This is a genomic window from Proteus sp. FZP2095, assembly GCF_023701425.1.
GTDB classification, from domain to species: domain Bacteria; phylum Pseudomonadota; class Gammaproteobacteria; order Enterobacterales; family Enterobacteriaceae; genus Proteus; species Proteus cibarius.
The window spans coordinates 1505503-1520673 of the sequence record NZ_JAMQBJ010000001.1 but is presented as its reverse complement, the minus strand read 5'-3'; the positions used below and the strand labels follow the sequence as shown (position 1 = coordinate 1520673).

Here is a 15171-nt window from a genome sequence, read left to right as displayed (position 1 = left end):
GAACCTAATTATGCTTTACCCGAGCGAAGAAAAATTATATGCACCGATTGAATGGCAGGATTGCTCTGAAGGTTTTGAAGATATCCTCTATCATAAATCAGTCGATGGCATTGCAAAAATTACGATTAACCGCCCGCAAGTGCGTAATGCTTTCCGTCCTTTGACTGTGAAAGAGATGATCCAAGCATTAGCTGATGCACGTTATGATGACACAATTGGTACTATCATTTTAACGGGTGCTGGTGAAAAAGCATTCTGTGCAGGTGGCGACCAAAAAATTCGTGGCGACTACGGCGGATATCGCGATGATAGCGGCACTCATCACCTGAACGTGCTAGATTTCCAACGCCAAATCCGTACTTGTCCGAAACCTGTTGTCGCAATGGTTGCAGGCTATTCTATCGGTGGTGGTCATGTGCTACATATGATGTGTGACTTAACTATCGCGGCTGAAAACGCTATTTTTGGTCAAACTGGCCCTAAAGTGGGTTCTTTTGATGGTGGCTGGGGTGCTTCTTATATGGCTCGCATTGTTGGTCAAAAGAAAGCACGCGAAATTTGGTTCTTATGCCGTCAATATGATGCAAAAGAAGCATTAGAAATGGGCTTGGTTAACACCGTTGTTCCTTACGCAGATCTTGAAAAAGAAACTGTACGCTGGTGTCGTGAAATGCTGGAAAATAGCCCAATGGCATTACGTTGCCTGAAAGCAGCATTAAATGCAGATTGTGATGGTCAAGCTGGTCTTCAAGAATTAGCGGGTAATGCAACTATGCTGTTCTATATGACTGATGAAGGTCAAGAAGGTCGCAACGCCTTTAACGAAAAACGTCAACCTGATTTCACTCGATTTAAACGTAACCCATAATGCGAAACGCCAAACTCTATTCATTCAGCCTACCTGTAGATGCAGGCGTTGTTCTGCGCTATCAAAGGCTAAAAACGCGTGATGGTTTTCTTGTCTGTTTAGAGCAAAATGGCAAACAAGGATGGGGTGAAATTTCACCTCTTCCTGAGTTTAGCCGTGAAACTTTAGAACAAGCACAAGAAGCTACACAATCTTGGTTAACAACTTGGTGTGCGGGTGAAAACCCTGTTCATAGTGAACTGCCAAGTGTGGCTTTTGGTATTAGCTGTGCATTAGCAGAGCTTGAAGGCACATTGCCACAAGACGCGAATTATCGAGCTGCGCCTTTATGTAATGGCGATCCTGATGATTTGATTTTAAGCCTTAATGATATGGAAGGTGAAAAAGTCGCTAAAATCAAGGTTGGCTTATATGAAGCAGTGCGTGATGGGATCGTTGTTAACCTGTTATTAGAAGCTATCCCTGACTTAAAACTAAGACTTGATGCCAATCGAAGCTGGACACCAGCAAAAGCAGAAGGTTTTGCAAAGTATGTTAATCCGCAATGGCGTGACCGTATTGCGTTTTTAGAAGAGCCTTGCAAAACACCTGAAGAGTCACTGGCTTTTGCTCAAGCAACTGGTATTAACATCGCTTGGGATGAAACGGTGCGTGATGATGGTTTTGAAGTAAAACTACAACCTGGTGTGACAACGATTGTTATTAAACCTACGTTAGTGGGAAGTCTTGAACGTTGTCAAATGCTTGTTAAACAAGCACATGCGTTGGGGTTAGATGCTATTATCAGTTCAAGCATTGAAAGTAGTTTCGGACTCACTCAATTAGCAAGAATTGCACAATGGTTAACACCTAATAGCATTCCGGGACTCGATACTGTTGATTTGATTAAACAACAACTTATTCGTCCTTGGCCAAATGTGGACATTCCGCTTATCTCTCTTGAACAGCTAGAGACAGTATGGCAACAGTAGTTCCATTTAAACAATGGCCGTGGCATCACTGGGCACAATTAACCCCAAATGAAACGGCCATCATTTCAGGCAGTCTACCTATTACATGGCAGCAACTAAGTTGCCATATAAATCAGTTAGCTAATAATTTTGCTAAACAAGGTGTTGATACACAAAGCACTGTGCTGTTGCGTGGAAAAAATCACATCAATCTTGTTTTCGCATTGCTCGCTGTTTTTCAATGTGGTGCAAAGGTTTTACCTTTAAATCCACAGCTTCCAAAATCTTTACTTGATGAATTATTGCCTCACTTAGGTATTGATTTTTATGCTGATTTGAGTGAAATATCGCTAGATTTAAATGCAACATTGCTTGATCTTAGTGGTATTGAACTAGATAACACGTCACGTCAATATAAAGCTCAAACAGTAAATGATGTTTTATGGGAGCCATCTCGTATGGCAACACTTATTTTGACATCAGGCTCGTCAGGTTTACCTAAAGCTGCGGTACACACTTTTGATGCACATCTTTGCAGTGCAATGGGTGTTTTATCATTAATGTCTTTGGAAAAAGGGGATAGTTGGTTACTTTCTTTGCCTCTATTTCATGTTTCAGGACAAGGTATACTTTGGCGCTGGTTATTACGCGGAGCAACGCTGGTGGTGCGTGAAATGCATCCTTTTGTAGATGCTTTGCAAGGTTGTACCCATGCCTCTTTAGTTCCCACACAGCTATGGCGCTTCTTACAAAATAGAGCGCAACAAGATAATCAACAACCTATTACCCTAAAATCTGTTTTATTAGGGGGAGCAATGATCCCGATTGAGCTAACACAAGAAGCTGAACATTGGGGTATTCAATGCTGGTGTGGTTACGGCATGACAGAAATGGCATCGACTGTTTGTGCCAAGCGTGCAGATGATAAAGCGGGAGTAGGGCTTCCACTAAAAGGTAAAAGTGTTAGGTTAGTGAATGATGAGCTCCAGATAATGTCTGACAGCGTCGCATTAGGTTATTGGTTTGATGGTCAATTAAAACCACTATCGCTTACGGCTGATGGTTGGTATTCAACGCGAGATAAAGGTTGTTTTAGTGCAGAAGAATGGTGTGTTTTAGGCCGTTTGGACAATCTTTTTTTCAGTGCTGGCGAAGGGATCCAACCAGAAGATATTGAAAAAATTCTTAATACACACCCAAGTGTTAGCCAATCTTTTGTTGTCCCTATCGATGATGCTGAATTTGGACAACGTCCAGTTGCAGTTGTTGATGCTGATATTGAAATCATCAATCAATTACCACAGTGGTATCACTCTCGATTAGCCGGATTTCAAAGACCAGTTGCTTGTTTACAACTTCCTGAAAGCCTTAAAAATGGGGGGATAAAAATTTCCCGTAAACAAGTACAACAATGGGTGAAAGGGCAATTGTTGAAGTGATATTAACGAAAGGCGCCCGAAGGCGCCTTATTATTTTGCCGAGTTGCTCACAGGGCTTCTTATTATACGGTTATTTAGCGTCTTTTTTTGCTAATGCTTTCATTGCTTTTTCAACACCAGCACCATATTCAGGATGAACTTTCTTAAATAGGGCAATCTGACGTTTTTGTGTATCTTTACTTGCCTGTATTAATTCACCTGCAATACGAGCAAACATACGTTGATGCTCTTCATCACTCAGTAATTCATACAGTGCGCGAGGTTGGCTGAAATAATCTTCATCTTCACGATGGTTCCAGTGATCTGCAGCACCTTCAATTGATAATGGTGGCTCTTTAAAATTAGGCTGTTCTTGGAACATACCACCATTATTTGGTTCATAAGTAATACCGCTACCACTATTACCATCAACACGCATTGCACCATCACGATGATAATTATGGAATGGGCATTGTGGCGCATTCACAGGGATTTGATGATGATTAACACCTAAACGATAACGGTGAGCATCACCATAAGAGAATAGGCGACCTTGTAACATCTTATCTGGGGAGAAACCAATACCCGGAACAATGTTGGCAGGGCTAAATGCTGCTTGCTCTACATCAGAAAAATAGTTTTCAGGGTTACGGTTTAGCTCGAAATAGCCCACATCAATTAATGGATAATCAGCATGAGGCCAAACTTTAGTTAAATCGAAAGGATTATAAGGGACTTTTGATGCTTCTTTTTCTGGCATCACTTGAATTTGTAAATTCCAACGAGGGAAATCACCGCGTTCAATCGCATCAAATAAATCACGCTGTGAGCTTTCTCTATCTTTACCAACCAGCATTTCAGCTTCATCATCCATCAAGTTTTTAATACCTTGTTGGCAACGGAAGTGAAATTTAACCCAGAAACGCTCATTATCTTTATTAATAAAGCTATAAGTATGGCTACCAAAACCGTGAATAAAACGATAGCTTTGTGGTAAACCACGATCGCTCATATCAATAGTTAATTGGTGTAACGCTTCTGGTAAATGAGAGAAGAAATCCCATTTGTATGCCATATTGCGTAGGTTGGTTTTAGGATCACGTTTTACAACGTGGTTTAAGTCTGGGAATTTCAGGGCATCGCGAAGGTAGAAAACAGGGGTGTTATTACCCACCATATCCCAATTACCTTCTTCAGTATAAAATTTTAACGCAAAGCCACGAATATCGCGTTCGGCGTCTGCGGCACCTCTTTCACCTGCAACGGTTGAAAAGCGAGCAAACATTTCTGTTTTTTTACCCACTTTAGAGAAAATTTTAGCGCGAGTATATTTCGTAATATCGTGAGTGACTTTAAATGTACCAAAAGCACCAGAGCCTTTTGCGTGCATACGTCTTTCTGGAATAACTTCACGATCAAAGTGAGCTAGTTTTTCTAAAAACCAGACATCTTGAAGTAACATCGGACCACGAGGGCCCGCAGTCATTGAGTTATTATTGTCTACAACAGGTGCGCCTGACGCCGTTGTTAGCTTTTTCTTTTCCATCACATATCTCCAGTTTATGAAATAGTAAACGTTCTAAAAAAATAGCATGTGTGAATAAAACGAAGCGAACAGCCTTATATTTATTATGGTTAATATTGACTGTAATTCCACTTTAGCAATATTGAACTCATTAATAAAACCAATTAGACCAATAATATTGATAGACGTAACTTATTTACATAGATTGAAAATTCTACAGATTATCTTTCAATTTTGAGTCAAGTTGTTTAATAAATTTGTTGTATAATTATATGTTAGGACAATTATTTGCTGGAGTAATAACAATGAAAAAATATTTATTGGTCGGTGCGATAAGTGCGCTGTTTGTGGCTGGAAATGCCAATGCAGTATCAATGAATATTCAAGCAGGAAAACATTATACTGATGTTCGTGCTGGTTTAGGTGATCCTAATGCGGGTCTTTCTTTTAATGGTAACTGGGCTCGTAGTGATCATGATGGTCAAGTAGGAAGCTTAGGTGCAAAATTTGCGTTACCTTTAGGGCCTTTTTCAGCAAGTGTTGGTGGTAAAGCACTCTATTTAGCACCCAAAAATGGTGATGACGGTGCTGCTTTAGCAGGTGGTGTAGGCCTTAACTGGGATGTCTTGCCTTCTTTAAATCTGTATGGTGAGGCTTATGCATCTCCTGAAGGATTAACCTCTGGTAGCAAATCTTATTATGAAGCTGATGTGGGTGCACAGTTAACGGTATTTAAACCACTGCATGTTAATGCAGGTTATCGCGTGATTGAAATCGAAAACTCACATAATAGAAGTAATAATAAATTAGCTGATGGTTTCTATGTAGGTGCGGGTTTAAGTTTCTAATCTAGGCGCTATATCTGAATCAAAAAAAGCAGGTGTTTAAAATCAGCACCTGCTTTTTTGTTGTCTATAAGAAAGCTATATAAGAAAGGGAGTTAGCCAACTTGAGGTAATAAACCAAAAGTGATGGCGACTTGAATACCAATAACCACTAGGCCACAAGTAAATACAATACCTAATGCACCTTTCCCACCTTTAACTTTGTATTTATCAGTACCATTTTGTTCTTGTCTGACTTTCCATACTAATAAAGCCGGCAGAAGTAACGCTAAAATTGATAGTGCGATAGCAGCATAAGCTAATGCTTGCACAAAGTTAGGGAAATAAAGCGCACAAACCAAAGGTGGAACAAAGGTTAATAGGCTTGATTGCATGCGCCCCGTAGCGCGATTGCTGCGCTTAAAGAGGTCTGCAAGATAATCAAATAGTCCTAATGCAACACCAAGGAATGAAGTAGCCAACGCCAACGCAGCAAATAGGTTCACTGCAATATTCACGCGAGGTGTAGCAACAACATCACGAATAGCTGTCAGTAAGCCATTTAATCCAGATTGCTGCGCCATAATTCCCATAAAAGTATTTGTTGGGATGGCACCTAATGTGGCAATTTGCCATAAGATATAAGCAACAAGCGGGATAGCACTCCCAACAACAAAGATAATACGTAACTTTTTAATGTCGCCGTTCATGTAACTTACGATGCTCGGTACGCTACCGTGGAAACCGAATGAAGTAAAAATAACAGGAATAGCAGCAAGAATAAGCCCTTGAGCGACTGGCATTGACGTTAAATTGACGCTTTCAACATGGGGTAACATCACAACCAGCATAAAGATTAAGAAGAAAACTTTTGCTGTAAATAGTAGCCGATTAATCATATCAACTGATGTGGTACCAATTCCTACTACAGCCCCGCCAATCACTGTAAAGATAATAATACCTTGAGTGACAGAAAGCTCATGACCAATCCAAGATGAAAGAGTAGCCGAAAGTAATTCACCTGCACCACTAATATAAGCGGTCGTTAACGCATACATTAATAGCAACAGTGCAAGACCAGTGATAACTTGACCACCTACACCGAGATAGCGTTTTGCGATAGAGCCGAGACCTGTATGAGGATCGTTGTATTGATAAACTTCCACCAGCAGTAATGCGGTATAGCTCATCAATAACCATAAGCCAACAAGCAATAGCATCATTGTGCTAAAGCCAATACCCACGGCAGCCAGTGGCATTGCCAGCATACCTGCCCCAATTGTTGTTCCTGCAACAATAAAAACACTGCCTATAGTGCGATTCTTCACAAGATCCTCTGTTCACTAGACTACTTTATTTATTTAAAAAGCAGAGTATAAGAATGGTAAATTTCTGTCAAATTTTAATTACGTGTGGTGTAACGAATAATTTACAAAAAAGATTTTGTGAATAAAAAAACGCCAATCATAAATATGAATTGGCGCTTTAAGAGAAGGGTTTATAAGAGCGTTAGTCGTCAAGCTCTACCATTCGTCTTATTTGATCACGATTAATCTGTTTAATCTGTCCGGTTTCTGAATCTTTGTAGGTAATTAATCCAGTTGCTTCATCTTCTTGGGGTTTATCTGTCGTTAAAATTGTTTCCCCATTTACTGTTTCTATTTTTTGTGGGCTTGAACAGCCTGCAACAAGCAGAATTGATGTAGAAATAGCAATGACTGAGAAAATAGACTTTAATTTCATAATGCTTTTCCTTTTTTTATCGTGTTAACTTAACCTTAGTCAAAGTTGAACAAGAGTGTTAGAAAAAAGCTCAAATTAAGATAATTCAAATTATTCAGAGTAAATTTCTATTTCGATATCACTGATGGGATGACAGCTACAAGGTAAGATTTCATCAGGTTGGATAAATGCTAAAGGTTCATTGCGATAACAAACTTTGCCTTTCACTAGGCGCAGACGACAAGAGCCGCAATAGCCTTCGCGACATTGGTATTCAACTTGGACCTTTCCATGCTCTAATGCATCAAGCAAAGAGGGATGGGTGTCAGTATGAAATTCTAAAGGTTTTGAAAGACCCTGCTGATGCAGGGTCACTTTATGAGATGCCATAACGTATCGGTGTTATTTCTCAGTATTACAGTTCAAAGTTACTTAAATCATCAGTATCAACTTGTGAATCGATTTGACCCACTAGGTAAGAACTGACTTCAACTTCTTGAGGTGCCACTTGAACGTTGTCAGACACTAACCATGCGTTGATCCATGGAATAGGGTTAGAGCGCGCTTTAAATGGTAATTTAAGACCCACTGCTTGCATGCGAATATTAGTAATATATTCAACATATTGGCAAAGGATATCTTTATTTAAACCAATCATCGAGCCTTCAGAGAATAGGTATTCAGCCCACTCTTTTTCTTGCTCTGCGGCTTCAACGAACAGGTCATAACACTCTTGCTCACATTCCGCTGCAATTTCTGCCATTTCAGGATCATCTTGACCTGAACGCAGTAAATTCAGCATGTGCTGTGTACCTGTTAAGTGTAGCGCTTCGTCACGAGCAATTAGTCGAATGATCTTCGCGTTACCTTCCATCAGTTCACGTTCAGCAAAGGCAAATGAACAGGCAAAGCTAACATAGAAGCGGATTGCTTCTAGTGCGTTTACACTCATTAAACACAGATAAAGCTGTTTCTTTAACTTACGTAACGTGACGTGAACCGTTTTACCTTTAACTTGATGGTCACCTTCACCATACATGTGATAAAGATTTGTCAGCTTGATTAACTCGTCATAGTAAGAAGAAATATCACGTGCACGTTTTAAAATTTCTTCATTTTCAACGATATCATCAAACACAACGGACGGATCGTTAACAATATTACGAATAATATGTGTATAAGAGCGCGAGTGAATGGTTTCGGAGAATGACCATGTTTCAACCCATGTCTCTAACTCTGGGATCGAGATCAAAGGTAAGAATGCCACGTTAGGGCTTCTGCCTTGAATCGAATCCAACAGCGTTTGATATTTTAAGTTGCTAATAAAAATATGTTTTTCATGATCAGGTAATGCATTGTAGTCAATACGATCACGAGAAACGTCCACTTCTTCTGGACGCCAGAAGAAGGAGAGCTGTTTTTCAATTAGCTTTTCAAAAATAGGATATTTTTGCTGATCATAACGCGCTACGTTAACAGGTTGCCCAAAAAACATGGGCTCCTGAAGTTGATCATTTTTAACTTGTGAAAAAGTAGTATAAGACATAGCTTCCTCAATTAAATTTTACACGCGCCGCCTTCACAATCTGTATCTTCAGTCTCAACGACTTCTTCCAGATCACCCTGTACATCATCTGCACCGTCACGGGTATTGTGATAATAAAGTGTTTTCACACCGTATTTGTAAGCGAGCAGCAAATCTTTCAGCAGTTGGTTCATTGGAACCTTACCGCTAGGGAAACGAGTAGGATCGTAGTTAGTGTTCGCTGAAATGGCTTGGTCAACGAATTTCTGCATGATGCCCACTAACTGCAAGTAACCTTCAATACTTGGCATTTGCCATAGTAATTCATAAGCGCCTTTCAAACGCTCATACTCAGGAACCACTTGACGTAAAATACCGTCTTTAGAGGCTTTAATACTGATATAACCACGCGGTGGTTCGATACCATTTGTTGCATTCGAAATCTGTGAAGATGTTTCTGATGGCATCAGTGCAGACAGTGTTGAGTTACGTAAACCGTGCTCTTTAATGTCTTTGCGTAAACTTTCCCAATCGTAATGTAGAGGTTCTTTTGTCAGTACATCTAATGATTTTTTGTAGGTATCAATAGGTAAAATACCGTCAGCGTAAGTGGTTTCATTAAACCATGGGCATGCGCCTTGTTCTTTCGCTAATTCATTAGATGCTTTTAATAAATAGTATTGAATTGCTTCAAACGCACGGTGGGTTAAGTTATTTGCACTACCATCAGAGTAGCGGACACCGTGTTTTGCTAAATAATAAGCAAAGTTAATAACACCAATACCTAAGGTACGACGACCCATTGCACCTTGTTTTGCCGCTAAGATTGGATAATCTTGGTAATCTAACAGCGCGTCTAAAGAACGAACGGCTAAACGAGCAAGTTCTTCTAACTCATCAAGATTTTCAATTGCGCCTAAGTTAAATGCAGATAATGTACACAGTGCGATTTCACCATTAGGATCTTTAATATCATTTAATGGTTTAGTTGGCAGTGCAATTTCTAAGCATAAATTTGATTGGCGAATTGGTGCAACAACCGGATCAAATGGGCTATGTGTATTACAGTGGTCAACGTTCTGAATATAAATACGGCCAGTTGATGCACGCTCTTGCATCATTAATGAGAATAACTCAACCGCTTTAACTTGTTTTTGGCGGATGCTCTTATCTTTCTCATATTGCACATATAAACGTTCAAATTCATCTTGATCAGCAAAGAATGCATCGTATAGACCTGGGACGTCAGAAGGGCTAAATAAAGTAATATCTTGACCTTTGATTAAACGTTCATACATTAATTTATTTAATTGAACGCCGTAATCTAAATGACGAACACGGTTATCATCAACACCACGGTTATTTTTCAGTACCAGCAGGCTTTCAACTTCTAAATGCCATAATGGGTAGAACAAGGTTGCGGCACCACCACGAACACCACCTTGCGAACAAGATTTTACCGCAGTCTGGAAGTGTTTATAGAAAGGAATACAACCTGTGTGGAATGCTTCCCCATTACGGATAGCACTACCTAATGCACGAATACGACCGGCATTAATACCAATACCTGCACGTTGAGAAACATATTTCACAATGGCACTTGATGTCGCATTGATAGAATCAAGGCTGTCGTCACACTCAATTAATACACAAGAGCTAAATTGACGAGTTGGTGTTCTTACACCCGCCATGATTGGCGTTGGTAATGAGATTTTAAAGGTTGAAATCGCATTATAGAAACGTTCGATATAGTCCATACGTGTTGCTTGTGGATAACGAGAGAACAAGCAAGCCGCAACTAAAACATATAAAAACTGTGCGCTCTCGTAAATTTCACCTGTAATACGGTTTTGAACGAAGTATTTACCTTCTAATTGTTTAACCGCAGCGTAGGAGAAGTTCATATCACGTTGATGAACAATAAAGTTATTCATCTGTTCAAACTCTTCTTGTGTGTAATCTTCAAGAAGATGGCGATCATATTTGCCTAAATCGACTAATTTTTTAACGTGATCATACAGTGTTGGTGGCTCAAATTGGCCATACGCTTTTTTACGTAAATTAAATACGGCAAGACGGGCAGCGAGGTACTGATAATCAGGCGTTTCACCAGAGATTAAGTCTGCAGCAGCTTTTATCAGCGTTTCATGGATATCAGCAGTTTTGATACCATCATAAAACTGAATCTGAGAACGTAATTCAACTTGAGATACAGAGACATTTTCTAGACCTTCTGCGGCCCAGGTGATAACACGGTGAATTTTGTCTAAGTCAATGCGTTCTTTATGACCATCACGTTTTGTAACGAGCAGGCTGTGATTCATGAGCGATGCACCTTTCTTGCATTAGTGTTACCTGAAATTTTATACCGCAAAAAAACGCTCCCGATGACAATCTGTGTCAAGGAGTCTTGTGGTGTGAAATTTAAGGAAACACAATATATAGGGGTTGGTTCAAATGGTGATAACAAGATAAAGGTAATTGAGCGATTGATCAAGTGTACAAATCTGATTGTTTCTGTGGATAAATAGGGGATAAATTTTTTAACAACTGCCTGTACCCTGCATAAATACAGGCAGTAAGAAACACAAATTCAAGTGACAACGATGTAAAGTCAATTTTAAAAAATGTGATCGTTTGATGTTTTATTAAACCAAATTAAACTTTCAGTTTCACAAATTCGAGTTATGTGTCGATTGTGTGTGCACCATATAGTTCACATCGACATTTGGCGCTAATCGGAATTTGTCAGTGATTGGGTTATAATGTAAACCAATCATATTTTTGCTACGCAAATCGGTTTCATCAACCCAACTAAGTAATTCTGATGGGCGAATAAACTTATTAGCATCATGTGTGCCCTTAGGTACCATATTCAGAATATACTCCGCACCTACCACCAGCATCAGCCACGCTTTTTTATTACGATTGATGGTTGAGAAGAAAACATGTCCACCAGGTTTTACCAGTTTTGCACAGGCTCTTACAACAGATGAAGGGTCAGGAACGTGCTCTAACATCTCCATACAGGTAACGACGTCGTAAGTTTGTGGGTTTTCATTCGCGTGGTTTTCAACCGTATCTTGAATGTATGTGACCGGAATACCCGATTCTAGCGAGTGCAAACGTGCAACTTGTAATGGCTCTGTACCCATATCAAGACCAGTTACTTCAGCTCCAACACACGCCATACTTTCAGACAAAATACCGCCACCGCAACCAACATCTAGGACTTTTTTTCCGAATAGGCCGTCCGCGCGTTCTTGAATATAGTTGAGTCTTAGCGGGTTGATGCGGTGTAATGGCTTAAATTCACCTTCAAGATCCCACCAGCGTGATGCGACGCTTTCAAACTTGTCGATTTCATGCTGATCCACGTTAGCATGTAAAGAGGTTGTTTTATCATTCATCAGAAAGTATTACTCCTATTTTCGTATTGCCATGATTCTACCAACGTTAGACGGTGAAATCGAAGAGAATAGCGAAAGGATCATTAATTTAGTTGTTTCCTTTTTCCAAAAATTGGCGATTTGTGGTATAGTTCTAAACCTTTGAATCCGTAGTATGAGGGACAGTGGCTCCATGAGCGACATTGCCAGAGAAATCACACCAGTTAATATCGAAGAAGAGCTGAAAAGCTCATATTTGGATTATGCGATGTCTGTTATTGTAGGACGCGCATTACCCGATGTTCGAGACGGACTGAAGCCAGTACACCGCCGAGTGCTTTTCGCGATGAATGTACTAGGAAACGATTGGAATAAACCTTATAAAAAATCAGCCCGTGTTGTTGGGGATGTTATCGGTAAATATCACCCGCACGGTGACATTGCTGTTTATGAAACGATTGTTCGTTTAGCACAGCCTTTTTCTATGCGTTACATGTTGGTTGACGGGCAGGGTAACTTCGGGTCAGTTGATGGTGACTCGGCGGCTGCGATGCGTTATACCGAAGTTCGTATGGCGAAAATCGCCCATGAACTGCTGGCGGATTTGGAAAAAGAAACGGTTGATTTTGTTCCTAACTATGATGGAACAGAACATATTCCGGCAGTAATGCCAACCCGTATTCCAAACTTGTTAGTCAATGGTTCTTCAGGGATTGCGGTGGGGATGGCAACAAACATTCCTCCACATAACCTAGGCGAAGTTATCGACGGCTGTCTTGCTTATGTTGATAACGAAGACATCACGATTGAAGAGTTGATGGAACATATTACGGGGCCTGATTTCCCGACTGCCGCTATTATTAATGGTCGCAGAGGAATTCTAGATGCTTACCGTACTGGTCGCGGAAAAATTTATATCCGTGCTCAGGCTGACATCGAAACTGATGAGAAAACAGGTCGCGAAACTATTATCGTGACAGAAATTCCTTATCAGGTGAATAAAGCTCGTTTAATTGAAAAAATTGCAGAGCTTGTTAAAGATAAGCGTATTGAAGGTATTAGCGGATTACGTGACGAGTCTGATAAAGACGGTATGCGTATTGTCGTTGAAATCAAACGTGATGCTGTGGGTGAAGTGGTATTAAATCACTTATTCTCACAAACGCAAATGCAGGTTTCTTTCGGTATTAATATGGTTGCACTTCACCAAGGACAGCCAAAATTATTGAATCTAAAAGAAATTATCTCTGCCTTTATTCGTCACCGTCGTGAAGTTGTTACTCGTCGTACTATTTACGAATTACGCAAAGCGCGTGACCGTGCTCATATCTTAGAAGCACTGGCTGTTGCATTGGCGAACATTGACCCAGTTATTGAAATGATCCGTCAAGCACCAAATCCAGCAGAAGCAAAAGCGGCATTAATTGCACAACCTTGGGATTTAGGTAGCGTTTCTACCATGTTAGAGCGTGCTGGCGATAGCAATGTTGCTCGTCCTGAATGGTTAGAGCCACAATATGGTGTGCACGACGGTAAATACTATCTAACAGAGCAACAAGCTCAAGCTATTTTGGATCTGCGTTTGCAGAAACTGACCGGTCTTGAACATGAAAAATTGTTAGATGAATATCGTGAGTTATTACTCCAAATTGCTGAGCTATTGCATATCTTAAGAAGCCCAGAACGTCTGATGGAAGTCATTCGTGAAGAGCTAAATGCGATTAAAGATCAGTATAACGATCCTCGTCGCACTGAGATCACTGAAAATACGGCTGATATTAATATTGAAGACTTGATCAATGAAGAAAATGTTGTTGTGACACTTTCTCACCAAGGCTACGTTAAATATCAACCACTTACCGATTACGAAGCACAGCGTCGTGGTGGTAAAGGTAAATCAGCAGCAAGAATTAAAGAAGAAGACTTTATTGATCGTCTATTGGTGGCTAACACCCATGACACGATTTTATGCTTCTCAAGCCGTGGTCGTCTCTACTGGATGAAAGTTTACCAGTTACCAGAAGCAAGTCGCGGTGCTCGTGGTCGTCCAATTATCAACTTATTACCTCTTGAGCAAAATGAACGTATTACCGCTATTTTGCCTGTAAGAGAGTATGAAGAAGGTAAGTTTGTCTTTATGGCAACGGCAAGTGGAACCGTGAAGAAAACGCCTCTACAAGATTTCAGCCGTCCTCGTAGTGCAGGTATCATTGCCGTTAACTTAAATGAAGGCGATGAGTTAATCGGTGTTGATTTAACCGATAGCACAAACGAAGTTATGTTGTTCTCTGCGGAAGGTAAAGTGGTTCGTTTTGCGGAAGATTGTGTTCGCCCAATGGGGCGTACTGCGACAGGTGTCCGTGGTATGAAACTGAGTGATGACGATAAAGTTGTTTCACTCATCATCCCTCGTGGTGAAGGTGATATCTTAACTGTAACTGAAAATGGTTATGGTAAACGTACCGCCCAAAGCGAATACCCAACGAAGAATCGTGCAACACAAGGCGTTATCTCTATTAAAGTGAGTGAGCGTAACGGTAAAGTTGTTGGTGCAATTCAAGTTGAAGAAACTGACCAGATTATGATGATCACCAATGCGGGTACATTAGTTCGTACACGAGTTTCTGAAGTCAGCATTGTTGGACGTAATACACAAGGTGTTACCTTAATTCGTACAACAGAAGATGAGTTGGTCGTTGGTTTGCAACGTGTTGAAGATGAAGATGATGCATTAGATGACGATGAAGTTAATGAAGTTATTAGCGAAGAGTCATCAGAAGCACCTGATTCAAATTTGGCAGATGATGCGGACGAAGAATAATATTTATCATTATTGTGATGTATAAATAAAAGAAAGCAGGCATAATTGCCTGCTTTTTTTATGTGGTAGGATCAGTTCATCATCAGAAAAAATTATCCTGATGATAAAGATCATATCATTCAGACATTC

At 40.2% G+C, this 15171-nt stretch carries 12 protein-coding genes; 5 read left to right on the top strand and 7 right to left on the bottom strand.

Annotated features, from left to right (window positions below):
- Positions 1-10: 10 nt before the first annotated feature.
- From menB to menE, 3 genes are read left to right on the top strand one after another with little or no spacing between them, the layout of a single operon-like run.
- On the top strand, positions 11-868 hold the full coding sequence (gene menB / locus NBG71_RS07410) for a 1,4-dihydroxy-2-naphthoyl-CoA synthase (protein WP_075670662.1): 858 nt from the start codon (positions 11-13) through the stop codon (positions 866-868).
- Positions 868-1839, top strand: coding sequence for an o-succinylbenzoate synthase (gene menC, locus NBG71_RS07405; RefSeq protein ID WP_156733714.1), 972 nt, complete (start codon positions 868-870; stop codon positions 1837-1839). Before menB ends, menC begins: the two co-directional genes overlap by 1 nt.
- Positions 1827-3257, top strand: a complete 1431-nt coding sequence (menE, locus tag NBG71_RS07400) for an o-succinylbenzoate--CoA ligase (RefSeq protein WP_156733713.1) — start codon at positions 1827-1829, stop codon at positions 3255-3257. The genes menC and menE overlap by 13 nt, the downstream gene beginning before the upstream one ends.
- Positions 3258-3327: 70 nt before the next feature.
- Here the strand turns inward: menE and NBG71_RS07395 are convergent, their stop codons facing one another.
- Positions 3328-4782: a catalase gene (locus tag NBG71_RS07395; protein ID WP_099659414.1), complete on the bottom strand. Its 1455-nt coding sequence runs from the start codon at positions 4780-4782 to the stop codon at positions 3328-3330.
- A gap of 284 nt (positions 4783-5066) precedes the next feature.
- On the opposite strand from NBG71_RS07395, the gene NBG71_RS07390 reads away from it, so the two are divergent.
- Positions 5067-5609: a YfaZ family outer membrane protein gene (locus NBG71_RS07390; RefSeq protein WP_075670670.1), complete on the top strand. Its 543-nt coding sequence runs from the start codon at positions 5067-5069 to the stop codon at positions 5607-5609.
- A 92-nt stretch (positions 5610-5701) separates the two neighbouring features.
- On the opposite strand, the gene tyrP is transcribed toward NBG71_RS07390, so the two are convergent.
- From tyrP to ubiG, 6 genes are all read right to left on the bottom strand, one after another.
- Entirely contained in the window at positions 5702-6913 is a 1212-nt protein-coding gene (tyrP, locus tag NBG71_RS07385; RefSeq protein ID WP_075670672.1) for a tyrosine transporter TyrP, read from the bottom strand.
- Positions 6914-7094: 181 nt separating this feature from the next.
- Positions 7095-7328, bottom strand: coding sequence for a YgdI/YgdR family lipoprotein (locus tag NBG71_RS07380; protein WP_036935606.1), 234 nt, complete (start codon positions 7326-7328; stop codon positions 7095-7097).
- Between the two features lie 90 nt (positions 7329-7418).
- Positions 7419-7697 (bottom strand): class I ribonucleotide reductase maintenance protein YfaE, encoded by a 279-nt coding sequence (yfaE, locus tag NBG71_RS07375; protein WP_075670674.1) that lies wholly within the window; start codon positions 7695-7697, stop codon positions 7419-7421.
- A gap of 25 nt (positions 7698-7722) precedes the next feature.
- Positions 7723-8853 carry a class Ia ribonucleoside-diphosphate reductase subunit beta gene (nrdB, locus tag NBG71_RS07370; protein WP_075670676.1) on the bottom strand — a complete coding sequence of 377 codons (1131 nt, stop codon included), beginning with the start codon at positions 8851-8853 and terminating at the stop codon, positions 7723-7725.
- Positions 8854-8864: 11 nt separating this feature from the next.
- Positions 8865-11156 (bottom strand): class 1a ribonucleoside-diphosphate reductase subunit alpha, encoded by a 2292-nt coding sequence (gene nrdA / locus NBG71_RS07365; RefSeq protein ID WP_250916728.1) that lies wholly within the window; start codon positions 11154-11156, stop codon positions 8865-8867.
- Between the two features lie 348 nt (positions 11157-11504).
- Positions 11505-12242 (bottom strand): bifunctional 2-polyprenyl-6-hydroxyphenol methylase/3-demethylubiquinol 3-O-methyltransferase UbiG, encoded by a 738-nt coding sequence (gene ubiG / locus NBG71_RS07360; RefSeq protein WP_075670682.1) that lies wholly within the window; start codon positions 12240-12242, stop codon positions 11505-11507.
- A gap of 172 nt (positions 12243-12414) precedes the next feature.
- Here ubiG and gyrA point away from each other — a divergent pair, with 172 nt between their 5' ends.
- On the top strand, positions 12415-15042 hold the full coding sequence (gyrA, locus tag NBG71_RS07355; RefSeq protein ID WP_099659416.1) for a DNA topoisomerase (ATP-hydrolyzing) subunit A: 2628 nt from the start codon (positions 12415-12417) through the stop codon (positions 15040-15042).
- Positions 15043-15171 lie beyond the last annotated feature (129 nt).

Bases quoted from the DNA above. Each gene is read 5' to 3' on its own strand.
- nrdB (WP_075670676.1), bottom strand. From the start codon at position 8,853: ATGTCTTATACTACTTTTTCACAAGTTAAAAATGATCAACTTCAGGAG.
- NBG71_RS07390 (WP_075670670.1), top strand. From the start codon at position 5,067: ATGAAAAAATATTTATTGGTCGGTGCGATAAGTGCGCTGTTTGTGGCT.
- yfaE (WP_075670674.1), bottom strand. From the start codon at position 7,697: ATGGCATCTCATAAAGTGACCCTGCATCAGCAGGGTCTTTCAAAACCT.
- menB (WP_075670662.1), top strand. From the start codon at position 11: ATGCTTTACCCGAGCGAAGAAAAATTATATGCACCGATTGAATGGCAG.
- menC (WP_156733714.1), top strand. From the start codon at position 868: ATGCGAAACGCCAAACTCTATTCATTCAGCCTACCTGTAGATGCAGGC.
- NBG71_RS07380 (WP_036935606.1), bottom strand. From the start codon at position 7,328: ATGAAATTAAAGTCTATTTTCTCAGTCATTGCTATTTCTACATCAATT.
- nrdA (WP_250916728.1), bottom strand. From the start codon at position 11,156: ATGAATCACAGCCTGCTCGTTACAAAACGTGATGGTCATAAAGAACGC.
- ubiG (WP_075670682.1), bottom strand. From the start codon at position 12,242: ATGAATGATAAAACAACCTCTTTACATGCTAACGTGGATCAGCATGAA.
- gyrA (WP_099659416.1), top strand. From the start codon at position 12,415: ATGAGCGACATTGCCAGAGAAATCACACCAGTTAATATCGAAGAAGAG.
- menE (WP_156733713.1), top strand. From the start codon at position 1,827: ATGGCAACAGTAGTTCCATTTAAACAATGGCCGTGGCATCACTGGGCA.
- NBG71_RS07395 (WP_099659414.1), bottom strand. From the start codon at position 4,782: ATGGAAAAGAAAAAGCTAACAACGGCGTCAGGCGCACCTGTTGTAGAC.